Raw genomic sequence first — 17,636 nt, 5'->3', positions numbered from 1 at the left:
GATCAGCATAACTGAAAAATCCAACTTTGGCATCATTTCTATCTTTTAGAATAAAAATTCAGCTATGATGAAATCAAGAAGAAATGATGGGAGAGTAGAGGCATGGATGACCATTCATTAATACAATCGTTACAGCACAGGTTACGTTTTTCCACACGGGTCAAGCCGGCACAAGCTGCTGTATTAATCGCGATTACGGATGAATCTGATCCAAAGGTTTTGCTAACTCGACGCTCAATCTATTTATCGAATCATGCCGGAGAGGTTTCATTTCCGGGAGGGAAAAGAGATCCACAAGATACCAGTAATATTGTGGTGGCATTACGTGAAGCCTATGAGGAAACGGCATTAAATCCATTTGATGTGCAATTGATTGGCGATTTACCGATGCAAAAAGCACGCAATGGCATGTTGGTTAAACCTGTGGTTGGAGTGATTCCGCCCGAAGTAAACTTGACTGCCCAGCCGAGCGAAATTGATCGTATTTTCTTTGCATCCCTCAGTAGTCTAATGAACGCGCCACCCATTCCCTATGAAGTGCGTTACGCACACCAGTCTTTATATTTTCCCAGTATGCGGGTGGAAAATGAAATCGTTTGGGGCTTAACTGCACGCATGTTGGTGTCACTGTTTCAGTATGGTTTAAATTATAAGAAAGAGTGGCCATTTTTGTTAAATTCTCCAGCTTTTCATACCAATAAAATTAAACGTAATAAATAGATAAAGGAATATCACAACATGATGTACAAATTTAATGGCTATGCACCTCAAGCAACACATCAGCCTTGGGATGGCTGGGTTGCAGACAATGCGACCGTGATTGGTCAAGTTGAAATGGGGGAGCAGGTCAGTGTCTGGTTTGGCGCAGTGATCCGTGGCGATAACAGCAAAATCAAAATTGGTGATTTTAGCAACGTTCAGGAAAATGCAGTGTTACATACCGATGCTGGCATTGAAATGCATATTGGCAGCTACGTCACGATTGGGCATCAGGCGATGTTGCATGGCTGTACCGTTGGCGATAATACGTTAATTGGCATTAACTCGGTCATTTTAAATCATGCGGTGATTGGTAAAAATTGCATCATCGGAGCGAATGCTTTAATTCCTGAAGGCAAGGTCATTCCCGACAATTCTGTAGTGATGGGGTCGCCGGGGAAAATCGTCAAAACTTTGGATGAGGCTGCTGAAGTTAAACTCAAAATGAGTGCCATGCATTACGCAGAACATTTTAAGAATTTTCAGAACTTGGAAAGAGTTGAACTGTAATTTGATGACCTTATTCAGCCAAGCAAGTGCTTGGCTTTTTTGTATTCCCCAGATGGAAAATCTCGCCTAGTGCAGATGAGTGGAGTATCATATGCATCGTTTTTTACATTTAAATTAATTAAGGTCGTGCATGAAATTGCTGGCGTTGGAAACTGCCAATGAGCAGTGTTCCGTCTCTATTGTAGATGAAACCCAAGAATTGTTTTTCCAATTAGATGCGCGAGCAAAAGCACAAACGCAAACGATTCTCCCGATGATTGATCAGGCATTTACACAGCTTGGTCTATCTGCATCTGAATTAACCGCGATTGCCTTTAGTCGCGGTCCTGGTTCTTTTAGTGGTGTACGAATTAATGCAGCTGTGACTCAGGCATTGGCATGGGCAAATGATCTTCCGGTCGTTCCTGTTTCAACTTTGCAAGCTCTGGCACAAGCAGCACACCGAATTGCCGGTTTAACTGCCGTGACTGCAGTACTCGATGCACGGATGAAGGAAGTCTATATTGCGAGTTTTGAACTCGATTCACAGGGCATTATGCAGGCTGTGGATGAAGAACAACTGTTAAATTACGATGATGCCCGCCAAGCGGTTAAATTTGAACTTGTGGGTTCCGGTTCAGCTTTAATTAAGCCTGAACAAATACAATACAAAGACTTAAGTGCGACTGCGCAAGATATTGCTACGATTGCGCGCGCAGATGTTGAACAAAAAAAATGGGTCAGTGCTGAACAGGCATTACCTGTGTATTTACGTGATAATGCTTGGAAAAAAATTCCAGAACAGGGCAAATCATAATTAGGATTTTGTATGGATCTTTTACTGCTGCTGAAAGCGGCGATTATGGGTATTGTTGAAGGTATTACCGAATTTCTACCTATTTCCAGTACCGGACATTTAATTCTCGCTTCAGAGTTAATGAATTTCTGGACCAAAGAAAAAAGTGATGTGTTCGTAATTGCCATTCAAATGGGTGCGATTGCAGCAGTGATTTATGAATACTGGGCTCGTCTATGGGGCGCGGCAACCGGTATGTTTACCGGTGAACCCAAAGGTCGCCGTTTGGGTTTTAGCCTGATCATGGCTTCTATTCCAATCGTACTGATTGGTCTGACTTTTGGACAAGCAGTCAAAGAATTATTATTTAATGATATTGCGGTTGCGATTGGCTTGATCGTGGGTGGTTTCATTATTATATGGATTGAAAAACATCCGCCAGCAGTCAATGCAGAAGAAGTCGAGAACATCAGCTATAAAGAAGCGATCTGGATTGGTTTAATCCAGGTGCTGTCTTTAATTCCGGGAACATCACGTTCTGGTGCAACCATTATTGGTGCGATGTTCTTGGGGATATCACGTAAAGCGGCCACTGAATTTTCTTTCTTCCTCGGCATCCCGGTGATTATTGGAGCAGGTCTTTTAGATTTGTATCAAAGCTATCATGTATTTCAAAGCACAGAAGATTGGGCAGTTCTTGCAACAGGAATTATTGTTTCATTCGTTTCAGCTTTGATTCTAATTCGTGTTTTGGTTGCCTATGTCGCAAAACGTGATTTTATGGTCTTTGCCTGGTACCGTATTGCCTCGGGTCTTTTAATCTTACTCTTTGCATTTACAGGCTGGAAATTATGGTAAGCGAGATCCGCTTATTTGTAGAACAAGAATTTCAACAGAAAGCACAGCAGTATTCTGCTGTGCTTTCTTCTCGTGGAGTGAAGGTAAATCTTGAAGTCATTGCAAAGCTCAATGCCCGATTTTTACGTTTCCATCCAGAGTTGGCTTTATGCGTAGATGAATCTGGACTTTGGCTGTGTGCCAATGGCATGAAGATGCAACCGGACTGGAAAGCGGAAGTTCCACGTTTAAAAAGAGCCTCCTTAAAATCTGAAATGATTGCACGAGCGTGTAATCTGGGTGAAAAGCCAACTTTGATCGATGCGACTGCAGGGCTGGGGCATGACAGTTTACTGATGGCACATTTAGGTGCTGAAGTTACTTTGGTTGAGCGACATCCAATCTTATTTACCTTGCTTGAAGATACCAAAAGTCATGCTGAACATGATCCTTTTTTAAGTTCAGTGGTTGCACGGATTCATCTGGTTTTCTCTGATTCAGCCGATTACCTTATTCAGCAAGCTGAACAGAATAATAGCGTAGATGTGGTTTATCTTGATCCGATGTTTCCACAACGTGATCAAAACCAGCAAGCCATCAAAAAACAGGCCCAAGTCAAAAAGCAGATGCAATTATTGCATCTGCTATTGCCTGAAGATGGTGAAATGGATCTGGGTGATAATTTATTGATTTTGGCACAAAAAATAGCAAAACGGGTGGTGGTAAAGCGGCCGCGTTTAGCGGTATATTTGGCGGGCCAAGAACCCAAGCATCAGTGGCAAGGCGATGCTTGTCGTTTTGATGCCTACTTTCAGCAGCATCTTGTAGAGTAGTTTGGTAATTGCTTCAATATTGAACATTAATTTGTTATATAGTGCCAAAGCAGCATTGATAAAACTTCCATCAAGCATAAACTTACATTGTGAATCAGCGAGCTACAGCTAACCCTAAATCCTATGATCGACTTTAAACCCTCCATCAATTTTTGGCATGATTTTAAAAGCAACCAAACTGCAGGGATGTGGCTCTTTTTGGGATCACGTCGGTCTTTACAAATTGTTCGACCCTCGATTCTCCAACTGATTTTTTGGGGAATTTTAGGCGGCAGTGCCAACAGTTTATTTAGCTGGCTAAGTTCAGGGGAAGTGGGGGAGTTTAATCCGCAAGGCCTGATCAGTTATGCCTTATGGCCTTTTATTGCGCTGATTGTCGGTATTTTCCTGTCACAACGGATTAATAACCCGCGTCTGATGTTGGTGCCTGCCTTATTGTGGCTGGTACTGGATACACATATCGCCTTACTACAAAGCCTGATTCAGTATTTGGGTTATATCGATGTATTGCCTTACATCTTCTATGACTATTTACCGATGATATTCATGGTCCTGTTTGTCTGGCAAAGTCTGGCTGTGGTCTGGGTATTTTCACGTGAATTAAAGTGGCCGTGGTGGGAGCGGGGACTGATTGTCGCGGCAACGCTTTTTACCCTCGTAGTCTGGCAAATGTCAGTCAAAAGCCAACCGATCTGGAAAGTGGAAGAAAGTCCGCCAACGTTTGCTGAAGATGCCTTTTACGCACAAAGTCGAGTGTTGAGTAAATCTCTTGAAGCCGTTCAGTATGGTGAGTTTGCCCAATCGCATTGGTACTTTTTAGGGGTAGCCGGTGCAGGTTATCAGGACGTATTTAAGTCTGAAGTCGAGCGGATAAAAGAACAGTTTGATACGCGCTTCGGGACCTTTGGCCGTTCGATGATGTTGATCAATAATCCTGAGACACGCACTCAAACTCCGATTGCTTCGCGTACCAGTATGGAGATGGCTTTACGCCGTATCGGGCAGCAAATGAACCGTGAAAGCGATGTATTATTTTTATATATGACATCGCATGGTTTGCCAAATCAGTTTGAAATGGAAAATGCACCGATAGATTTAAACGACGTCGATCCGAAATGGCTAAAAGATACGTTGGATAAGTCGGGAATTCGCTGGCGCGTGATTGTGATTTCTGCATGTTATTCAGGCAGTTTTGTTCCTGCTTTACAAGATGATAATACTTTAATTATTACCGCTTCTGCTGCAGATCGTGCATCTTTCGGTTGTTCAAATGAAGCCGATTACACTTATTTTGGACGGGCTTTCTTTGATCAGGCCATGCGCGAGCAGACTTCGGTAAGTGCGGCATTTGAGCAAACCAAAGAAACCGTGGCGCAATGGGAAAAGGCGCAGGGTTTTGAAGCATCCGAACCACAGTGGTCGATTGGTAAGAATATGGAATTTATGTTGCCGCAATTGGAGCAACGCTTATTTCCGGCTAAAATTCAAACAGATATGAAAATAGAAACACCGCAATTAAGTGTTCAAACACAATAAGGAAAATAGACATGGAATTAATCCAACATAACCGATGCTTTAATGGTGAACAGCGCATTTATGCTTTTAATTCCAAGCGGCTAAAGGGCGAAGCTAAGTTTGGCATTTTCTTGCCACCTCAAGCTTTAGGGGGGCAGCCGTGCCCAGCACTTTTTTATTTAGCCGGTCTGACCTGTACTGAGGAAACCTTTAGTATTAAAGCCCATGCGCAACGCTTAGCCACTCAATTGGGTTTGATCTTGATTAGCCCTGATACTTCGCCAAGAGGTGAGCAGGTTGCACAAGGCGATTCTTGGGATATTGGTCAAGGGGCAGGATTTTATATTAATGCAACTCAAACGCCATGGGCCGAACATTATCAAATGGAAAGCTTTATTGCGGATGAGCTTTATGATTTAGTCACTCAAAATTTCCCCGTTCAAGCAGATTCGATCGGTATTTTCGGACATTCCATGGGCGGACATGGAGCATTAACTCTGGCATTTAAATACCCGGAAAAATTTAAATCTGTTTCTGCTTTTGCGCCGATTTGTGCACCGAGCCAATGCCCATGGGGTGAAAAAGCCTTTTCGAATTATTTTGGTGAAGATCGGAAGGAATGGTTAAAACACGATGCCGCTGCCTTGATTCAAGAAAAAGGCGGATTGTTTAAAGAGATTCTGATTGATCAAGGATCGAAAGATCAATTCTATGCGCAATTGAATCCTGCATTATTTAAACAGGCCTGCGCAGAAGCAGGTCAGTCGCTAACCTTGCGTGAACACCAAGGTTATGATCATGGATATTACTTTATTCAAAGTTTTATCGATGACCATCTGCAATTCCATGCCGTGCAACTGGAAGCATAATAATATTGAATAAAAAAGGGAGAACATGATTCTCCCTTTTTTATTGGTGCTGCCAGGTTGCAGTAAATTCTTGTTGAGCCATACGGCTTAAATGATCAAGAACTACTTTTTCTAGTTTGCTTAAGTCTTCTAAGGGACTGTCAATGGAGACTAATAATTGTTCCGCTTGCGGCATTAGCTTTACGGTTGCATCTGGCATAAAAATACTAAAATTGCCGTCAGTTTCAGCAACTTCAAATTTATGTTTCCAGTGATTGAGTAAGCGCTTGGCGATACGGGTAGCTTCTGGAGTAGCGATTTGTGTATTGCTTTTCATTCTCATTTACCTTGTGTTGTGATATCAACATAACAGATTATAAAAATAGCTAAAGTTAAATAATGCAACGCAATGTCGCAGTTTTGGAATGCTGAATAAATAGTATCGAAGCTGGATTGGATTACAGCAGCAAGGTTCAATTTGTTATAATGTGAAAAATCAATTTGAATACACAGCCAGGTTCTCCCCATGTCCAAGCCATATTTAATTGCACCATCAATTTTATCTGCTGACTTTGCTCGTTTAGGCGCGGAAGTTGAAAATGTGCTCGCTGCTGGTGCAGATGTCGTACATTTTGACGTGATGGATAACCATTATGTGCCTAACCTGACATTCGGTGCAGGGATATGTAAGGCATTAAAAAAATATGGGATTCAAGCTCCGATTGATGTGCATTTGATGGTTTCACCGGTAGATCGTATGATTGGTGATTTCCTGGAAGCAGGTGCAGATATTATTACTTTCCACCCGGAAGCAACCGATCATATTGACCGTTCTTTACAGTTGATTAAAGCCGGTGGTGCGAAAGCAGGTTTGGTGTTTAACCCGGCAACCCCGTTACATTATCTGGACTATGTTTTGGATAAAGTCGATCAAGTGTTATTAATGAGCGTCAACCCGGGATTTGGCGGCCAAAAATTTATTCCAATGACTTTAGACAAACTTCGTCAAGCACGCAAAATCATTGATGCTTCAGGTCGTGACATTCGTTTAGAAGTGGATGGCGGGGTGACTCCAGCCAATATTCGTGAAATTGCAGAGGCGGGTGCAGATATGTTTGTTGCCGGTTCAGCTATTTTTGGTAAACCGGATTATCAAGCTGTGATTAATGAAATGCGTGCTGAACTTGCAAAAGTAGGCGCGGTAAATGTCTAATAATCTCTAATTAATTGAACCTAAGTTGTGGATAACTTTATGGATAACCATATGGATATCTGTGTAGATAACTGTATGGATAACTTGATTAGTTTATAAACGATTATGCAACAATAGTTTAATAATTAGACATTAAATGTATAAAAAGGACTCAATTGAGTCCTTTTTTGATTTCTTAAGGTATTAAAAAATATGGTTGTTTATTAATCTGTGCTTACAAATAAGCCTGTTTAAAAAATAACTTTATTGTTTTAAGAGACATAAAAATAGCGAACGATGAATTGTTGAGTATAAATTTAAAGAATTGTGTATAACTTTGTTCTTGGTTATGCTGTTAGATCTAAATCAAAGTAAAATGATTTATATTTATTCTGGATTGATGAAAGGATAATTCTTTGCTGACTTCATTACGCAAACAGGCTTGGTTTGTGCTCCTGATGGTTTTTACCATCGGGTGGAGTAGTGTTGCCTTTGCATCAGCAAAACCTATGCATCAGCAAATGATGAAGCAATCCAGTGTTGCACAGCATCAACAAGCGATGACCGCGATGTCGGGTTGCCATGATTCAGTCAGTGCTCAATCTCATGCTCATCAGCATCCTTCAGAACATGTAGAAGCAGCGCATGAGCAAGATTGTCACCAGACCATGCAGAATCAGACACAGCATTTCAGTTGTAATGATTGTGTGCCGTTACATTGTCAAAGTTTAACCACCTGGTTAGATTCACAAACAACAGAATTGCTGAGTTTTGATTATATTCAAGAACATCCACAACGCAATTTTGATTATTCCGCCCAGCATTTAATGGGCTTCTGGCAACAAATCTTACGTCCTCCCAAAGCTTAATCTTGATTTAAAAAAACATTTTTTATTTTTAAACTATAGGTTAAGTCATGTCTATTAAGTTAAGTCAAAGCCTCTTGGTCGGGGTGTGTCTGGTGTCATCATCGTGGGCGTTTGCTGCGGTCAAAGAATATCATCTGAGTATTGATGAGCAGCTGGTCAATGTGACCGGAAAGCCTTTAAAACGCATTACCGTGAATGGTCAGTTTCCGGCACCGCTTTTGGAGTTTGAAGAAGGCGATGATGCCGTTATTCATGTGCATAACAAGCTAAAAAATAAAGATTCCTCCATTCACTGGCATGGATTATTGCTGCCCGGTTTAATGGATGGTGTACCGGGTTTTAACCAGTTCAAAGGGATTAAACCAAAAAGTGATTTTGTCTATCGTTTTAAGGTTCGTCAAAACGGCACCTATTGGTATCACGCGCATTCCAAAGGTCAAGAGCAGGACGGTTTATATGGTGCTTTGGTGATTTATCCGAAAGATAAAAAGCCAGTCGCAGCGCATGAACAAACTGATCGGGATTATGTGGTGATGTTGTCCGATTTTCATCAGTCCAGCAGTGACCAGATCATGAAAAATCTGAAAAAGTCAGCAGAGTACTATCAAAATCAGCGTGAAACTTTAGCAGATGTATTTAAACAAGTGCAGCGTGATGGTTTAAAAAATACTTGGCAAGATCGTGGTATGTGGAATCAAATGCGCATGCTGAAAACCGATTTGTCCGATGTCACCGGTTATACCTTTCTGATCAATGGAAAAACGCCAGAGCAAAACTGGACGGGCGTGTTTAAGCCGAATGAAAAAGTCCGCTTACGCTTTATTAATGCTTCCGCCATGTCTTTTTATGATGTCAGTATTCCCAACTTGAAAATGACGGTAGTGAGTGCAGATGGGCAGCCAGTTCAACCTGTACCGGTCGATGAGTTTCGTATAGGTACTGCAGAAACTTATGATGTAATAGTTGAGCCGAAAGCCGATCATTACCAAATTGAAGTAGAATCGATTGATCGCAGCGGTTTTGCAATTGGCACATTGCATAATGAAGAAAATGCACAGACACATGCGATTCATATGCCAAAAGTACGCCCACGTGCCTTGCTGACGATGGAAGATATGGGACATGGTTCTTCATCGGGTGATCACGCCAATATGGATCATAAGCAGATGGATCATAGCCAAATGAATCAGGAAAAAATGGATCATTCCATGATGAAACATGAGCCTGCGCCAATGAACCATGCCGAAGGTGCTGATCCTTCACAACACCCAGCCAAGTCTGATTCTAAACCACAGCCGCATATAGATCATTCAGCACACGCAGCAGCGAAACCAACCGTGGATGATCAGGAGCAGCCTGTTTATGGCTGGGCCAATGCGTCAACGCCTACAGGGCATAAAGCGCTGCAATATAGCGATTTGAAATCTTTAACTCCGCAAACCGATACCCGTCCGGCAGAACGTGAACTGGAAGTACGTTTAGGCGGTACGATGGAGCGTTATATCTGGACCATTAATGGCAAGAAATTTACTGAAGTTGAACCGCTACAGGTGAAATATGGTGAACGTATTCGATTGAAGTTTATCAATGACAGCATGATGGCGCATCCGATGCATCTACATGGCATGTTTATGCAGCTTGAAAATGGTCAAAGTAGTCAGGATATGCCAAATAAACATACCTTGGTTGTGCCACCGGGTAAAACCGTGACTGCATTGTTGACTGCGGATGAGTTGGGCGAATGGGCGATTCATTGTCATCTGCTGTATCACATGTCAGCCGGTATGATGAGCAAGTTAATTGTTGCGAATGTGGATGCAAATAATCCATCCAACACGCCATCTAAATCAAATTCAGCTCAGCAAGGAGACTCACATGCGCATCATTAATTTATTTGCCATGAGTACATTCAGTGCTTCCTTGCTGCTGCTGAGTGGGCAGATTTTTGCGAATGAAGGGCATCACACAATGCCAATGTCGGAGGATCAGAGTCAACAGTCAGCTGACATTCCTGTAGATCATTCACAGCATCAAACAGAGTCAGCGCTACCCAAGACTGCGACTGAGGAAAAATCGAGGCAACCGATACAGCACGAGTATTCAAGTTCAGACAAGGCTGATCATGCTGCACATATTAAAGAGCATGGTGGACAGGTTTATCAACACACCACGGTTGAAAGTAAATGGCTGCGCAATGATAATGGCGAAGGTGTTTTAAAGTCGCAACTTGAGACCCGAATTGGCACCGATGAAAACAAGGTTTTTATTAAAGTTCATGCCGATCATGCTGAATCACAGCAAGCTGAATATGATGCCAAAGTGTTATATAGCCGTATGCTGAGTGATTTTTGGGATGTGCAGGCCGGTCTACGCTATTTGAATAACCAGAATCGTGAAGTGGATTCGGAGCAGCTAGGAGCCGTTTTAGGTATTCATGGCTTGGCACCGTATTTTTTTGAAACGGATATCTACTTACATCTGGGACAGGACAATCAAAGGTCTTTGAGTCTGGAAACCGAGCGAGATTTATTGCTGACTCAAAAACTGATTCTGAAACCTTATTTAGATGTGAATATCGTATTGAGCGACGATTCAAACTATGCCAAAAAGTCAGGTTTAAGTCGTGCCCAACTGGGTCTGGAAACCCGATATGAAATCAATAAAAAGGTCATGCCTTTTGTAGATGTCGCATACGGTTATACCAAAGGGAATCAACAGACGGCATGGCAGCAACAATCGAATTCCGAAAATGAATGGTTATATGGTGCAGGCATTCGGTTTAAATTTTAAAGTTTTGAAAATTATTTAAAGTTATTTAAAATCAGGAAATCCGGTGGACCCATGTCTATCGGATTTTTTTATTTGGACATTGTTGAGGTGATCAATGGGTCAAAAAATGTAAATACTGCACCCATTTAAATCAATTATTTATATAATTATCTTAAATGAAGGAGGAACGACCTCCCTTGGTACAATTTGACTGATATCTGCACCAAGAAAATTCGTCAGGACGACCTGATTCTGATCAAATGGAGCATAGTCGTCATGGCTTGGGTGGTTCTAATTTTAGCGGGTCTTTTTGAAATTGTATGGGCTTATGCAATGAAACTTTCAGAAGGTTTCACACGTTTAACGCCCAGTATTATTACCTTGGTGTTCATGATTTTGAGTTTTGGCTTGCTGGCTTATGCCATGCGAACCTTGCCGCTCGGTACAGCCTATACCATTTGGACAGGCATTGGCGCCGTTGGATCGTTCTTGGTCGGAATCTTTATTTTAGGCGAGCCAGCATCAGCAATGCGTATGTTGGCGGCAGTCCTGATTATTTCTGGATTAGTATTGATGAAACTGTCATCATCATAAAATCTGGATCATTTATTTCACTGCAGGAGAAGACAAATGGAACTGGCATTTTTAGAAATGGCTTCTCCTGTGGGAACTTTAAAACTGGTCGCCCATGAAACGGCTTTAGTTGCAGTGCTTTGGGAAAATGAAAACCCTAAACGTGTACGCTTAGCAGAATTAATAGAGCAAATTGATCATCCTATCTTGCTAGAAACCCAAAAACAATTAACTGAATATTTTGCAGGAAAAAGACAGCAATTTGATTTGCCTTTAGATTTTGAAGGAACAGAATTTCAGAAGAAAGTCTGGCAAGCTTTACTCAGCATTCCATTTGGGGAAACCCGAAGTTACCGTGACATTGCAGAACAAATTGGCAACGTGAAAGCGGTTCGCGCAGTGGGGGCAGCCAATGGGAAAAATCCGATTTCGATTATCGCGCCGTGCCATCGTGTGATAGGGATGAACGGAAAACTGGTCGGCTTTGCCGGGGGGCTAGGAAATAAACATATCCTGTTAAAGATTGAGCAGGCTCGATAAACTTAAACAACCATAAAAATTTATAAATTAAACGATTTAAAGAGTAGGGGAATATTTTGGGTCAAATTTTTTCACAGTTCATATCTACGCTCTGGTGGTTGCTTTTATTTTTTATTGTTGCCGCATTATTCAAAATTTTTAAGCCTTTTTTAAAAGGAAAATTTGGCGAGTTCGCTGTTGGTATTCACGCAAAAAAATATTTAACTGAAGAATATATTCTGTTAAATAACTGTACTTTGCCGGATGAGAAAAATGGAACTACGCAAATTGATCATATTTTATTAAGCCCGTATGGCGTGTTTATTATTGAAACCAAAAACTATAAAGGCTGGATTTTTGGTAGTGAACGCCAGAAAATGTGGACGCAAAAAATATTTAAACAAAGCTATAAATTCCAAAATCCGCTGCATCAAAATTATAAACATCAAAAGGTTTTAGAGCAGATTCTGGCAGATATTATCTCAGCTGAATACTTACATTCCGTGATTGTGTTTATGCCGGACTGTGAATTTAAAACAGAAATGCCTCTGAATGTATTTAGAGGCAAGGCTTGGACTACCTATGTCAAAGGTTTTAAAGATGTGGTTATTCCGCCGATGAAACTGAAACGGATTCAATTGCGGATTGAGAAAGAGATATTGGAAAAATCCTGGAAAACAGATCGCTTGCATGTCGCAAACTTGCAACAACAAAAAGGTAATAGCTGAGCATTAATTGATTCAATTCAGCCTATTTTGAAAGTTCAAATAGGCTGAATTAAGCAAGAGTATAAATGATATTAATTTGAAGTATTATGAAGTTTTTCAACAATTTCATTAAGTTGCTTGATGCGTTTCACTTCATTCCAAAGTTCTTTTGCTTCAGGATAGTGTTTAGACATCATGCCAATCCATTGCTTATAGCGTCCCACCATATTGATTTCTTTTTTATAGGGACCGCTTAAAAAGCGTATTTGTAAGGCTAAAAGCTCATTCCAGCTAATCAAAGCCTCATCTGTGTTTTTACGAATACATTGAGTAATGTCGGGTGTGGTCACCGCAGCCCGGCCTATCATTAAATCTTCACAACCGGATTCTACACGACATTGTTTGGCATCTGCATTGGTCCAAATTTCACCATTGGCGATGACATTGATTTTCAATGCTTCACGAATCGGTTGCAGCTGATCCCAAAATGCAGGTGGCGTATAGCCCTCTGCTTTGGTTCGAGCATGTACTGTTAGCCAGGCTGCACCGGCATCTTCAATGGCATGGGCATTCTCTAAAGTGAAGTTTCTGTCCATATAGCCCAAACGCATTTTGGCTGAAACCGGGATATGCTCAGGTACGGCATCTCGAACGGCTTTGACCAGCATGTGTACCACTTCAGGTTCATCTAACAGAACTGAGCCGCCACGATGACGGTTTACCGTTTTTGCAGGGCAGCCAAAATTCATATCAATGGCAGGGGCGCCCAGTTCCACCGCACGAATGGCATTGACGGCCAGCATTTCAGGATTATTTCCTAAAAACTGCACATGAACCGGTGTTCCAGCGGCAGTTTTACCATCGGTTAGTAATTCAGGACAGTAATTATGATAAACATGGTCGGGCAGGACAGAGTCCGTCACACGAATGAACTCGGTTACACACCAGTCAAAGCTGCCGACATGCGTTAATACATCACGCATAATAGGATCGGTTAAGCCTTCCATGGGCGCAAGAACAAGTTTCAAAGTGTCAGACCTGTACAAAGAAAAACAGGGTTATACGTTTTTTTAGGGAGGATGTCTAGCTTAGGTCTTGAATTGCAACAATCTACACTGGTGATTTAAGTATTTATATTCGGTATAACAAATTATGTATTAAATAGGAGTATCAATAAAAGTTAAAATTATCATCATGATAATATATACAGATATTAAAAGCCCGTTGTTGAGTTGCCGTAATCCCCCATAAATAATTTCCATAAATCGTGGTTATATTTTGAAGTCGTTTTAACAGTTTTTTATGTAGTTTTTATTATTTAAGTATCCTCAGGTGTAGTACATACTCATTTATTCATTAAAATCAATTTAAGTATTTGGCAAATAATAATCCTCGATATTCTGCCAGAAGCCTACCTTTTCTCGGGTTATTATTCTTTACTAAAAAACTAAAGCAAGTTTTAGATTTATAGGTGACAGTAAGCTAAGGCTATTGCGACAAAAATAAGGAGAAAAAAATGTCTGCTCGATTTTTACTGCCCATTTTACTCCCCATAGCGGGTTCTACCATTGTATTGGCATTAACAGGATGTGCATTACCCTCTAAATCACCCATCACAGACAGCTATGGCCCGCAACCACATCTGCCTGAACCCAAATCAAGCTTATTGCCGACGGTGAATATTGCCCCTGCCAAAGGTTGGCCTGCGGGTATGATGCCGACTCCTGCTGCAGGTTTAAAAGTACAGGCATTTGCCAAAGAACTTCAACATCCGCGCTGGCTGTATGTATTGCCTAATGGGGATGTGCTGGTGGCTGAAACCGATGCTCCGCCTAAGCCGGACGACAGCAAGGGCATTAAAGGCACAATTATGAAACTGGTGATGAAGCGTGCAGGTTCATCGCATCCGAGTGCCAACCGCATTAGCTTGCTCCGCGATAGCAATGGTGATGGCGTGGCTGACCAAAAAACCGTATTTCTACAAAATCTCAATTCTCCATTTGGCATGACACTGGTCGGCAATATGCTGTACGTGGCCAACACTGATTCCCTCATGCGTTTTCCTTACCAAGCTGGTGCTACTCAAATTACAGCAAGTGGCACTAAAGTACTGGATTTACCGGGTGGACCCCTCAACCACCATTGGACTAAAAATGTGATTGCCAATTCTGCAGGCACCAAACTCTATATTACGGTGGGTTCAAACAGTAACGTCGCTGAAAATGGCTTAGACAAAGAAGCCGGTCGTGCCCTGATTATGGAGTTTGATATTGCCAGTGGCAAAGCACGCCCATTTGCGACCGGACTTCGTAATCCAAATGGGATGGACTGGCAACCACAAAGTGGCGCGCTATGGACGGTGGTCAATGAGCGTGATGAAATTGGTAATGATTTAGTACCTGATTATCTAAGCTCAGTCAAAGCCGGAGCTTTTTATGGCTGGCCGTATAGTTATTATGGTCAACATGTGGACACACGGGTAAAACCACAAAAACCAGAGCTGGTTGCTCGCGCGATTCCGCCTGATTATGCACTTGGTAACCATACAGCGTCATTAGGCCTGACATTTTATAAGGCTGAATTAATGCCACAATACCGTGGCGGTGCGCTGATTGGTCAGCATGGTTCATGGAATCGCAAACCGCATAGTGGTTATAAAGTCATTTTTGTACCATTTAAAAATGGTCAACCTTTTGGTCAACCGCAAGATGTATTGACGGGTTTTTTAAGTGATCAAGGTGATGCGTTAGGACGACCTGTTGGTGTAACAGTTGATTTTTCAGGCGCTATTCTGGTCGCCGATGACGTGGGCAATATGATCTGGCGTGTATCACCAACGAGTACAACCACTGATAATCGTTCAATAAATAAAGCTCTAACCACTGCTTCTGCAAGCCAACAATCTGATAGTTCACAACCTGTTGTAGAAAAAGCAATCAAGCAATAACTGGTTAAAACAGTAAATAATTGACTTTGAGAAGCTCAATCTTTTATCTAACCTTCAAGCAGGATCTTACTGCTTGAAGGTTAGGGTAGGTTGAACGAGAGTGAAACAAAAATAGTGAGTCAAGCTTTTAATCCATATGTTAAAGGTTTATCGAAGTTTTATTTACCTTTAAACAGATAATAAAAAAACCCGACATCCTGTCGGGGTTTTTCGTATTTGATGCTCAGGTATGACTCCTGTCGTACCGCACATTCCTTATGTTGTTTGTTATTCTTTTTATTCTGTGGAACTTCCTGTTCTCTATGTCCCTATCATAGGAAATTGCAGCAAGATCGTATAGCCGCAAAGAGCCGGAATTGTTGTGAGCAAATGCGTACAAAGCTGGCTAAAAAATATCCCTATTTTCTCCTTGAAACTTGAGAATTGTTTCGGGTCTGGAATAATTGATCACTGGCAATGATGTATTGATATGATCACTTATTAATCGATTTTATAGGTAAAAAATATCGAAATGGGTTGAAAAAAATCCGACTTGTTTCCAAGCCGGGATTCTGCTGATATATCGAGTTTTTCTTTTATCTTAACTTTTTGATATTACAATATTATTTAAATTGCATTTCGTATAAGCACAATTATATTAAATAGATAAAGCAAATATAGGAAATTTACTTCATTCTTTTGCCCTCTTGATCAATGATCACTTCACCATCTTCTTTGCTAAACGCCTTAAGTTGAGGCGCAGATAATAGATCCAGTACCAACTCAGAGGGTCTGCATAATTTAATACCCAGCTCTGTCACCACAAATGGGCGATTGATTAAAATTGGATGTTCAAGCATCAGACTCATCAACTGATCATCAGTCCAATGCGTTTGATCTAATTTAAAACGCTCATAAGGTTCAACATTTTTACGAATGGCGTCGCGTACAGAAAGCCCTGATTTTTCAATTAAAGTCATTAGCTCTTCTTTACTTGGTGGCGTTTTTAAATATTCAATGACTTCAGGTTCTTGTCCTGTATTTCGAATAAGTTCAAGTGTATTTCTCGACGTTCCACAGGCAGGGTTGTGATAAATCTTAATCTTTTGTGACATGACTTTTCTCAATGCAAAAACAATATTGCATTTATATATGGATATCCGTATATTCGCAATAGCAAATATATCGAGTAATCATAAAATGAATCAAACAGATTTTTTTAAGTGTCTTTCTGACACTACGCGTTTGGACATTTTGAAGTTAGTCATGGCCAAACAAAATGTTTGTGTATGTGAACTGACGGAACAGTTGCAACTCAGCCAACCTAAAATTTCTCGCCATTTGGCTTTGCTTAGAAACCTTGCGATTTTGCTTGATCAAAGACAGGGGCAATGGGTGTATTACCGTCTGAATCCGAATCTTCCTAAATGGGCAAATGAGGTTTTAGACATTATCTCTAAACAAAATGATGACGTGATGAACAATCCTCAGCTTCATTCTTCAATTTCAATCCATTGCGAGTAATACCGATGAAATTCCTATTCTTATGTACTGGAAACAGTTGCCGTAGCATTCTTTCAGAAGTGTTATTCAATCGCCGTGCGCCTGAAGGCTGGAAAGCTTACAGTGCCGGGAGCAAACCTTCAGGTCAGGTTCATCCACTCACCCTTAAAACTTTGCAAAACTTAGGCTTATCTACCGATGGCTTATCCAGTAAGAGCATTGCTGACTGTGAACAGTATCAGCCTGATGTGGTTATTACTGTTTGTGATTCGGCAGCGCAAGAAGCGTGTCCACTCTACTTGGGCGGAGCGATTAAGGCGCATTGGGGCCTGTCTGATCCCTCTCACCTAGACCTGCCTGAAGCCGAAAAGCTCAACGCTTTTTTAGTGACGGTTGATCACATTAATAAACGTTTAGATGCTTTATTTGCATTGGATACCAAGCAGCTTTCCCGTTCTGAGCTGATTGCAGAAATCAATAAAATTTCAAATATTGAGTAAT

General features: G+C 41.3%; 20 protein-coding genes. 17 read left to right on the top strand and 3 right to left on the bottom strand.

Annotation, left to right across the window (positions count from 1 at the left end; genetic code table 11):
- Nucleotides 1–102: 102 nt before the first annotated feature.
- The 7 genes from ACP69Y_RS09510 to fghA all read left to right on the top strand — a co-directional run bounded on the left by ACP69Y_RS09510 (nucleotide 103) and on the right by fghA (nucleotide 6,098).
- Nucleotides 103–720: an NUDIX hydrolase gene (locus tag ACP69Y_RS09510; protein WP_425918172.1), complete on the top strand. Its 618-nt coding sequence runs from the start codon at nucleotides 103–105 to the stop codon at nucleotides 718–720.
- An 18-nt stretch (nucleotides 721–738) separates the two neighbouring features.
- Nucleotides 739–1,269 carry a gamma carbonic anhydrase family protein gene (locus ACP69Y_RS09505; RefSeq protein WP_425918171.1) on the top strand — a complete coding sequence of 177 codons (531 nt, stop codon included), beginning with the start codon at nucleotides 739–741 and terminating at the stop codon, nucleotides 1,267–1,269.
- A 130-nt stretch (nucleotides 1,270–1,399) separates the two neighbouring features.
- Nucleotides 1,400–2,065: a tRNA (adenosine(37)-N6)-threonylcarbamoyltransferase complex dimerization subunit type 1 TsaB gene (tsaB, locus tag ACP69Y_RS09500; protein ID WP_425918170.1), complete on the top strand. Its 666-nt coding sequence runs from the start codon at nucleotides 1,400–1,402 to the stop codon at nucleotides 2,063–2,065.
- A 12-nt stretch (nucleotides 2,066–2,077) separates the two neighbouring features.
- A complete protein-coding gene (locus ACP69Y_RS09495) occupies nucleotides 2,078–2,902 on the top strand; it encodes an undecaprenyl-diphosphate phosphatase (RefSeq protein ID WP_425918169.1) in 825 nt (274 codons plus the stop codon).
- Nucleotides 2,896–3,714, top strand: coding sequence for a class I SAM-dependent methyltransferase (locus tag ACP69Y_RS09490; RefSeq protein ID WP_425918168.1), 819 nt, complete (start codon nucleotides 2,896–2,898; stop codon nucleotides 3,712–3,714). Before ACP69Y_RS09495 ends, ACP69Y_RS09490 begins: the two co-directional genes overlap by 7 nt.
- Nucleotides 3,715–3,837: 123 nt before the next feature.
- Entirely contained in the window at nucleotides 3,838–5,250 is a 1,413-nt protein-coding gene (locus ACP69Y_RS09485) for a C13 family peptidase (RefSeq protein ID WP_425918167.1), read from the top strand.
- A gap of 11 nt (nucleotides 5,251–5,261) precedes the next feature.
- Nucleotides 5,262–6,098 (top strand): S-formylglutathione hydrolase, encoded by an 837-nt coding sequence (gene fghA / locus ACP69Y_RS09480; RefSeq protein ID WP_425918166.1) that lies wholly within the window; start codon nucleotides 5,262–5,264, stop codon nucleotides 6,096–6,098.
- A 40-nt stretch (nucleotides 6,099–6,138) separates the two neighbouring features.
- On the opposite strand, the gene ACP69Y_RS09475 is transcribed toward fghA, so the two are convergent.
- Nucleotides 6,139–6,414: a DUF2218 domain-containing protein gene (locus ACP69Y_RS09475; protein WP_425918165.1), complete on the bottom strand. Its 276-nt coding sequence runs from the start codon at nucleotides 6,412–6,414 to the stop codon at nucleotides 6,139–6,141.
- A gap of 189 nt (nucleotides 6,415–6,603) precedes the next feature.
- Between ACP69Y_RS09475 and rpe the strand changes: the two genes are divergently transcribed.
- From rpe to ACP69Y_RS09440, 7 genes are all read left to right on the top strand, one after another.
- Nucleotides 6,604–7,290: a ribulose-phosphate 3-epimerase gene (gene rpe / locus ACP69Y_RS09470; protein ID WP_425918164.1), complete on the top strand. Its 687-nt coding sequence runs from the start codon at nucleotides 6,604–6,606 to the stop codon at nucleotides 7,288–7,290.
- Nucleotides 7,291–7,685: 395 nt separating this feature from the next.
- Nucleotides 7,686–8,138, top strand: coding sequence for a hypothetical protein (locus ACP69Y_RS09465; protein WP_425918163.1), 453 nt, complete (start codon nucleotides 7,686–7,688; stop codon nucleotides 8,136–8,138).
- 47 nt (nucleotides 8,139–8,185) lie between these two features.
- Nucleotides 8,186–10,027, top strand: a complete 1,842-nt coding sequence (locus ACP69Y_RS09460) for a copper resistance system multicopper oxidase (RefSeq protein ID WP_425918162.1) — start codon at nucleotides 8,186–8,188, stop codon at nucleotides 10,025–10,027.
- Nucleotides 10,014–10,928 carry a copper resistance protein B gene (locus tag ACP69Y_RS09455; protein WP_425918161.1) on the top strand — a complete coding sequence of 305 codons (915 nt, stop codon included), beginning with the start codon at nucleotides 10,014–10,016 and terminating at the stop codon, nucleotides 10,926–10,928. The genes ACP69Y_RS09460 and ACP69Y_RS09455 overlap by 14 nt, the downstream gene beginning before the upstream one ends.
- Before the next feature lie 255 nt (nucleotides 10,929–11,183).
- Nucleotides 11,184–11,501 carry a quaternary ammonium compound efflux SMR transporter SugE gene (gene sugE, locus ACP69Y_RS09450; protein ID WP_424621643.1) on the top strand — a complete coding sequence of 106 codons (318 nt, stop codon included), beginning with the start codon at nucleotides 11,184–11,186 and terminating at the stop codon, nucleotides 11,499–11,501.
- 36 nt (nucleotides 11,502–11,537) lie between these two features.
- On the top strand, nucleotides 11,538–12,020 hold the full coding sequence (locus ACP69Y_RS09445; RefSeq protein WP_425918160.1) for a methylated-DNA--[protein]-cysteine S-methyltransferase: 483 nt from the start codon (nucleotides 11,538–11,540) through the stop codon (nucleotides 12,018–12,020).
- 53 nt (nucleotides 12,021–12,073) lie between these two features.
- A complete protein-coding gene (locus tag ACP69Y_RS09440; protein ID WP_425918193.1) occupies nucleotides 12,074–12,727 on the top strand; it encodes a nuclease-related domain-containing protein in 654 nt (217 codons plus the stop codon).
- Nucleotides 12,728–12,798: 71 nt separating this feature from the next.
- Here ACP69Y_RS09440 and ACP69Y_RS09435 read toward each other — a convergent pair whose 3' ends face one another.
- On the bottom strand, nucleotides 12,799–13,734 hold the full coding sequence (locus ACP69Y_RS09435) for a tRNA dihydrouridine synthase (RefSeq protein WP_425918159.1): 936 nt from the start codon (nucleotides 13,732–13,734) through the stop codon (nucleotides 12,799–12,801).
- Between the two features lie 488 nt (nucleotides 13,735–14,222).
- Between ACP69Y_RS09435 and ACP69Y_RS09430 the strand changes: the two genes are divergently transcribed.
- Entirely contained in the window at nucleotides 14,223–15,653 is a 1,431-nt protein-coding gene (locus ACP69Y_RS09430; protein WP_425918158.1) for a PQQ-dependent sugar dehydrogenase, read from the top strand.
- Nucleotides 15,654–16,318: 665 nt separating this feature from the next.
- Here the strand turns inward: ACP69Y_RS09430 and arsC are convergent.
- Nucleotides 16,319–16,747 carry an arsenate reductase (glutaredoxin) gene (gene arsC, locus ACP69Y_RS09425; protein ID WP_425918157.1) on the bottom strand — a complete coding sequence of 143 codons (429 nt, stop codon included), beginning with the start codon at nucleotides 16,745–16,747 and terminating at the stop codon, nucleotides 16,319–16,321.
- A gap of 85 nt (nucleotides 16,748–16,832) precedes the next feature.
- Between arsC and ACP69Y_RS09420 the strand changes: the two genes are divergently transcribed.
- The gene (locus ACP69Y_RS09420; RefSeq protein ID WP_425918156.1) at nucleotides 16,833–17,156 is read left to right on the top strand and encodes a metalloregulator ArsR/SmtB family transcription factor; all 324 of its coding nucleotides are present in this window, start codon (nucleotides 16,833–16,835) and stop codon (nucleotides 17,154–17,156) included.
- A 5-nt stretch (nucleotides 17,157–17,161) separates the two neighbouring features.
- Nucleotides 17,162–17,635, top strand: coding sequence for an arsenate reductase ArsC (locus tag ACP69Y_RS09415; protein ID WP_425918154.1), 474 nt, complete (start codon nucleotides 17,162–17,164; stop codon nucleotides 17,633–17,635).
- The last annotated feature ends 1 nt before the right edge of the window (nucleotide 17,636 follow it).

The sequence above is a fragment of the Acinetobacter sp. TSRC1-2 genome (assembly GCF_049895885.1).
Lineage (GTDB): Bacteria > Pseudomonadota > Gammaproteobacteria > Pseudomonadales > Moraxellaceae > Acinetobacter.
This window is presented reverse-complemented; position numbering and strand designations above follow the sequence as displayed.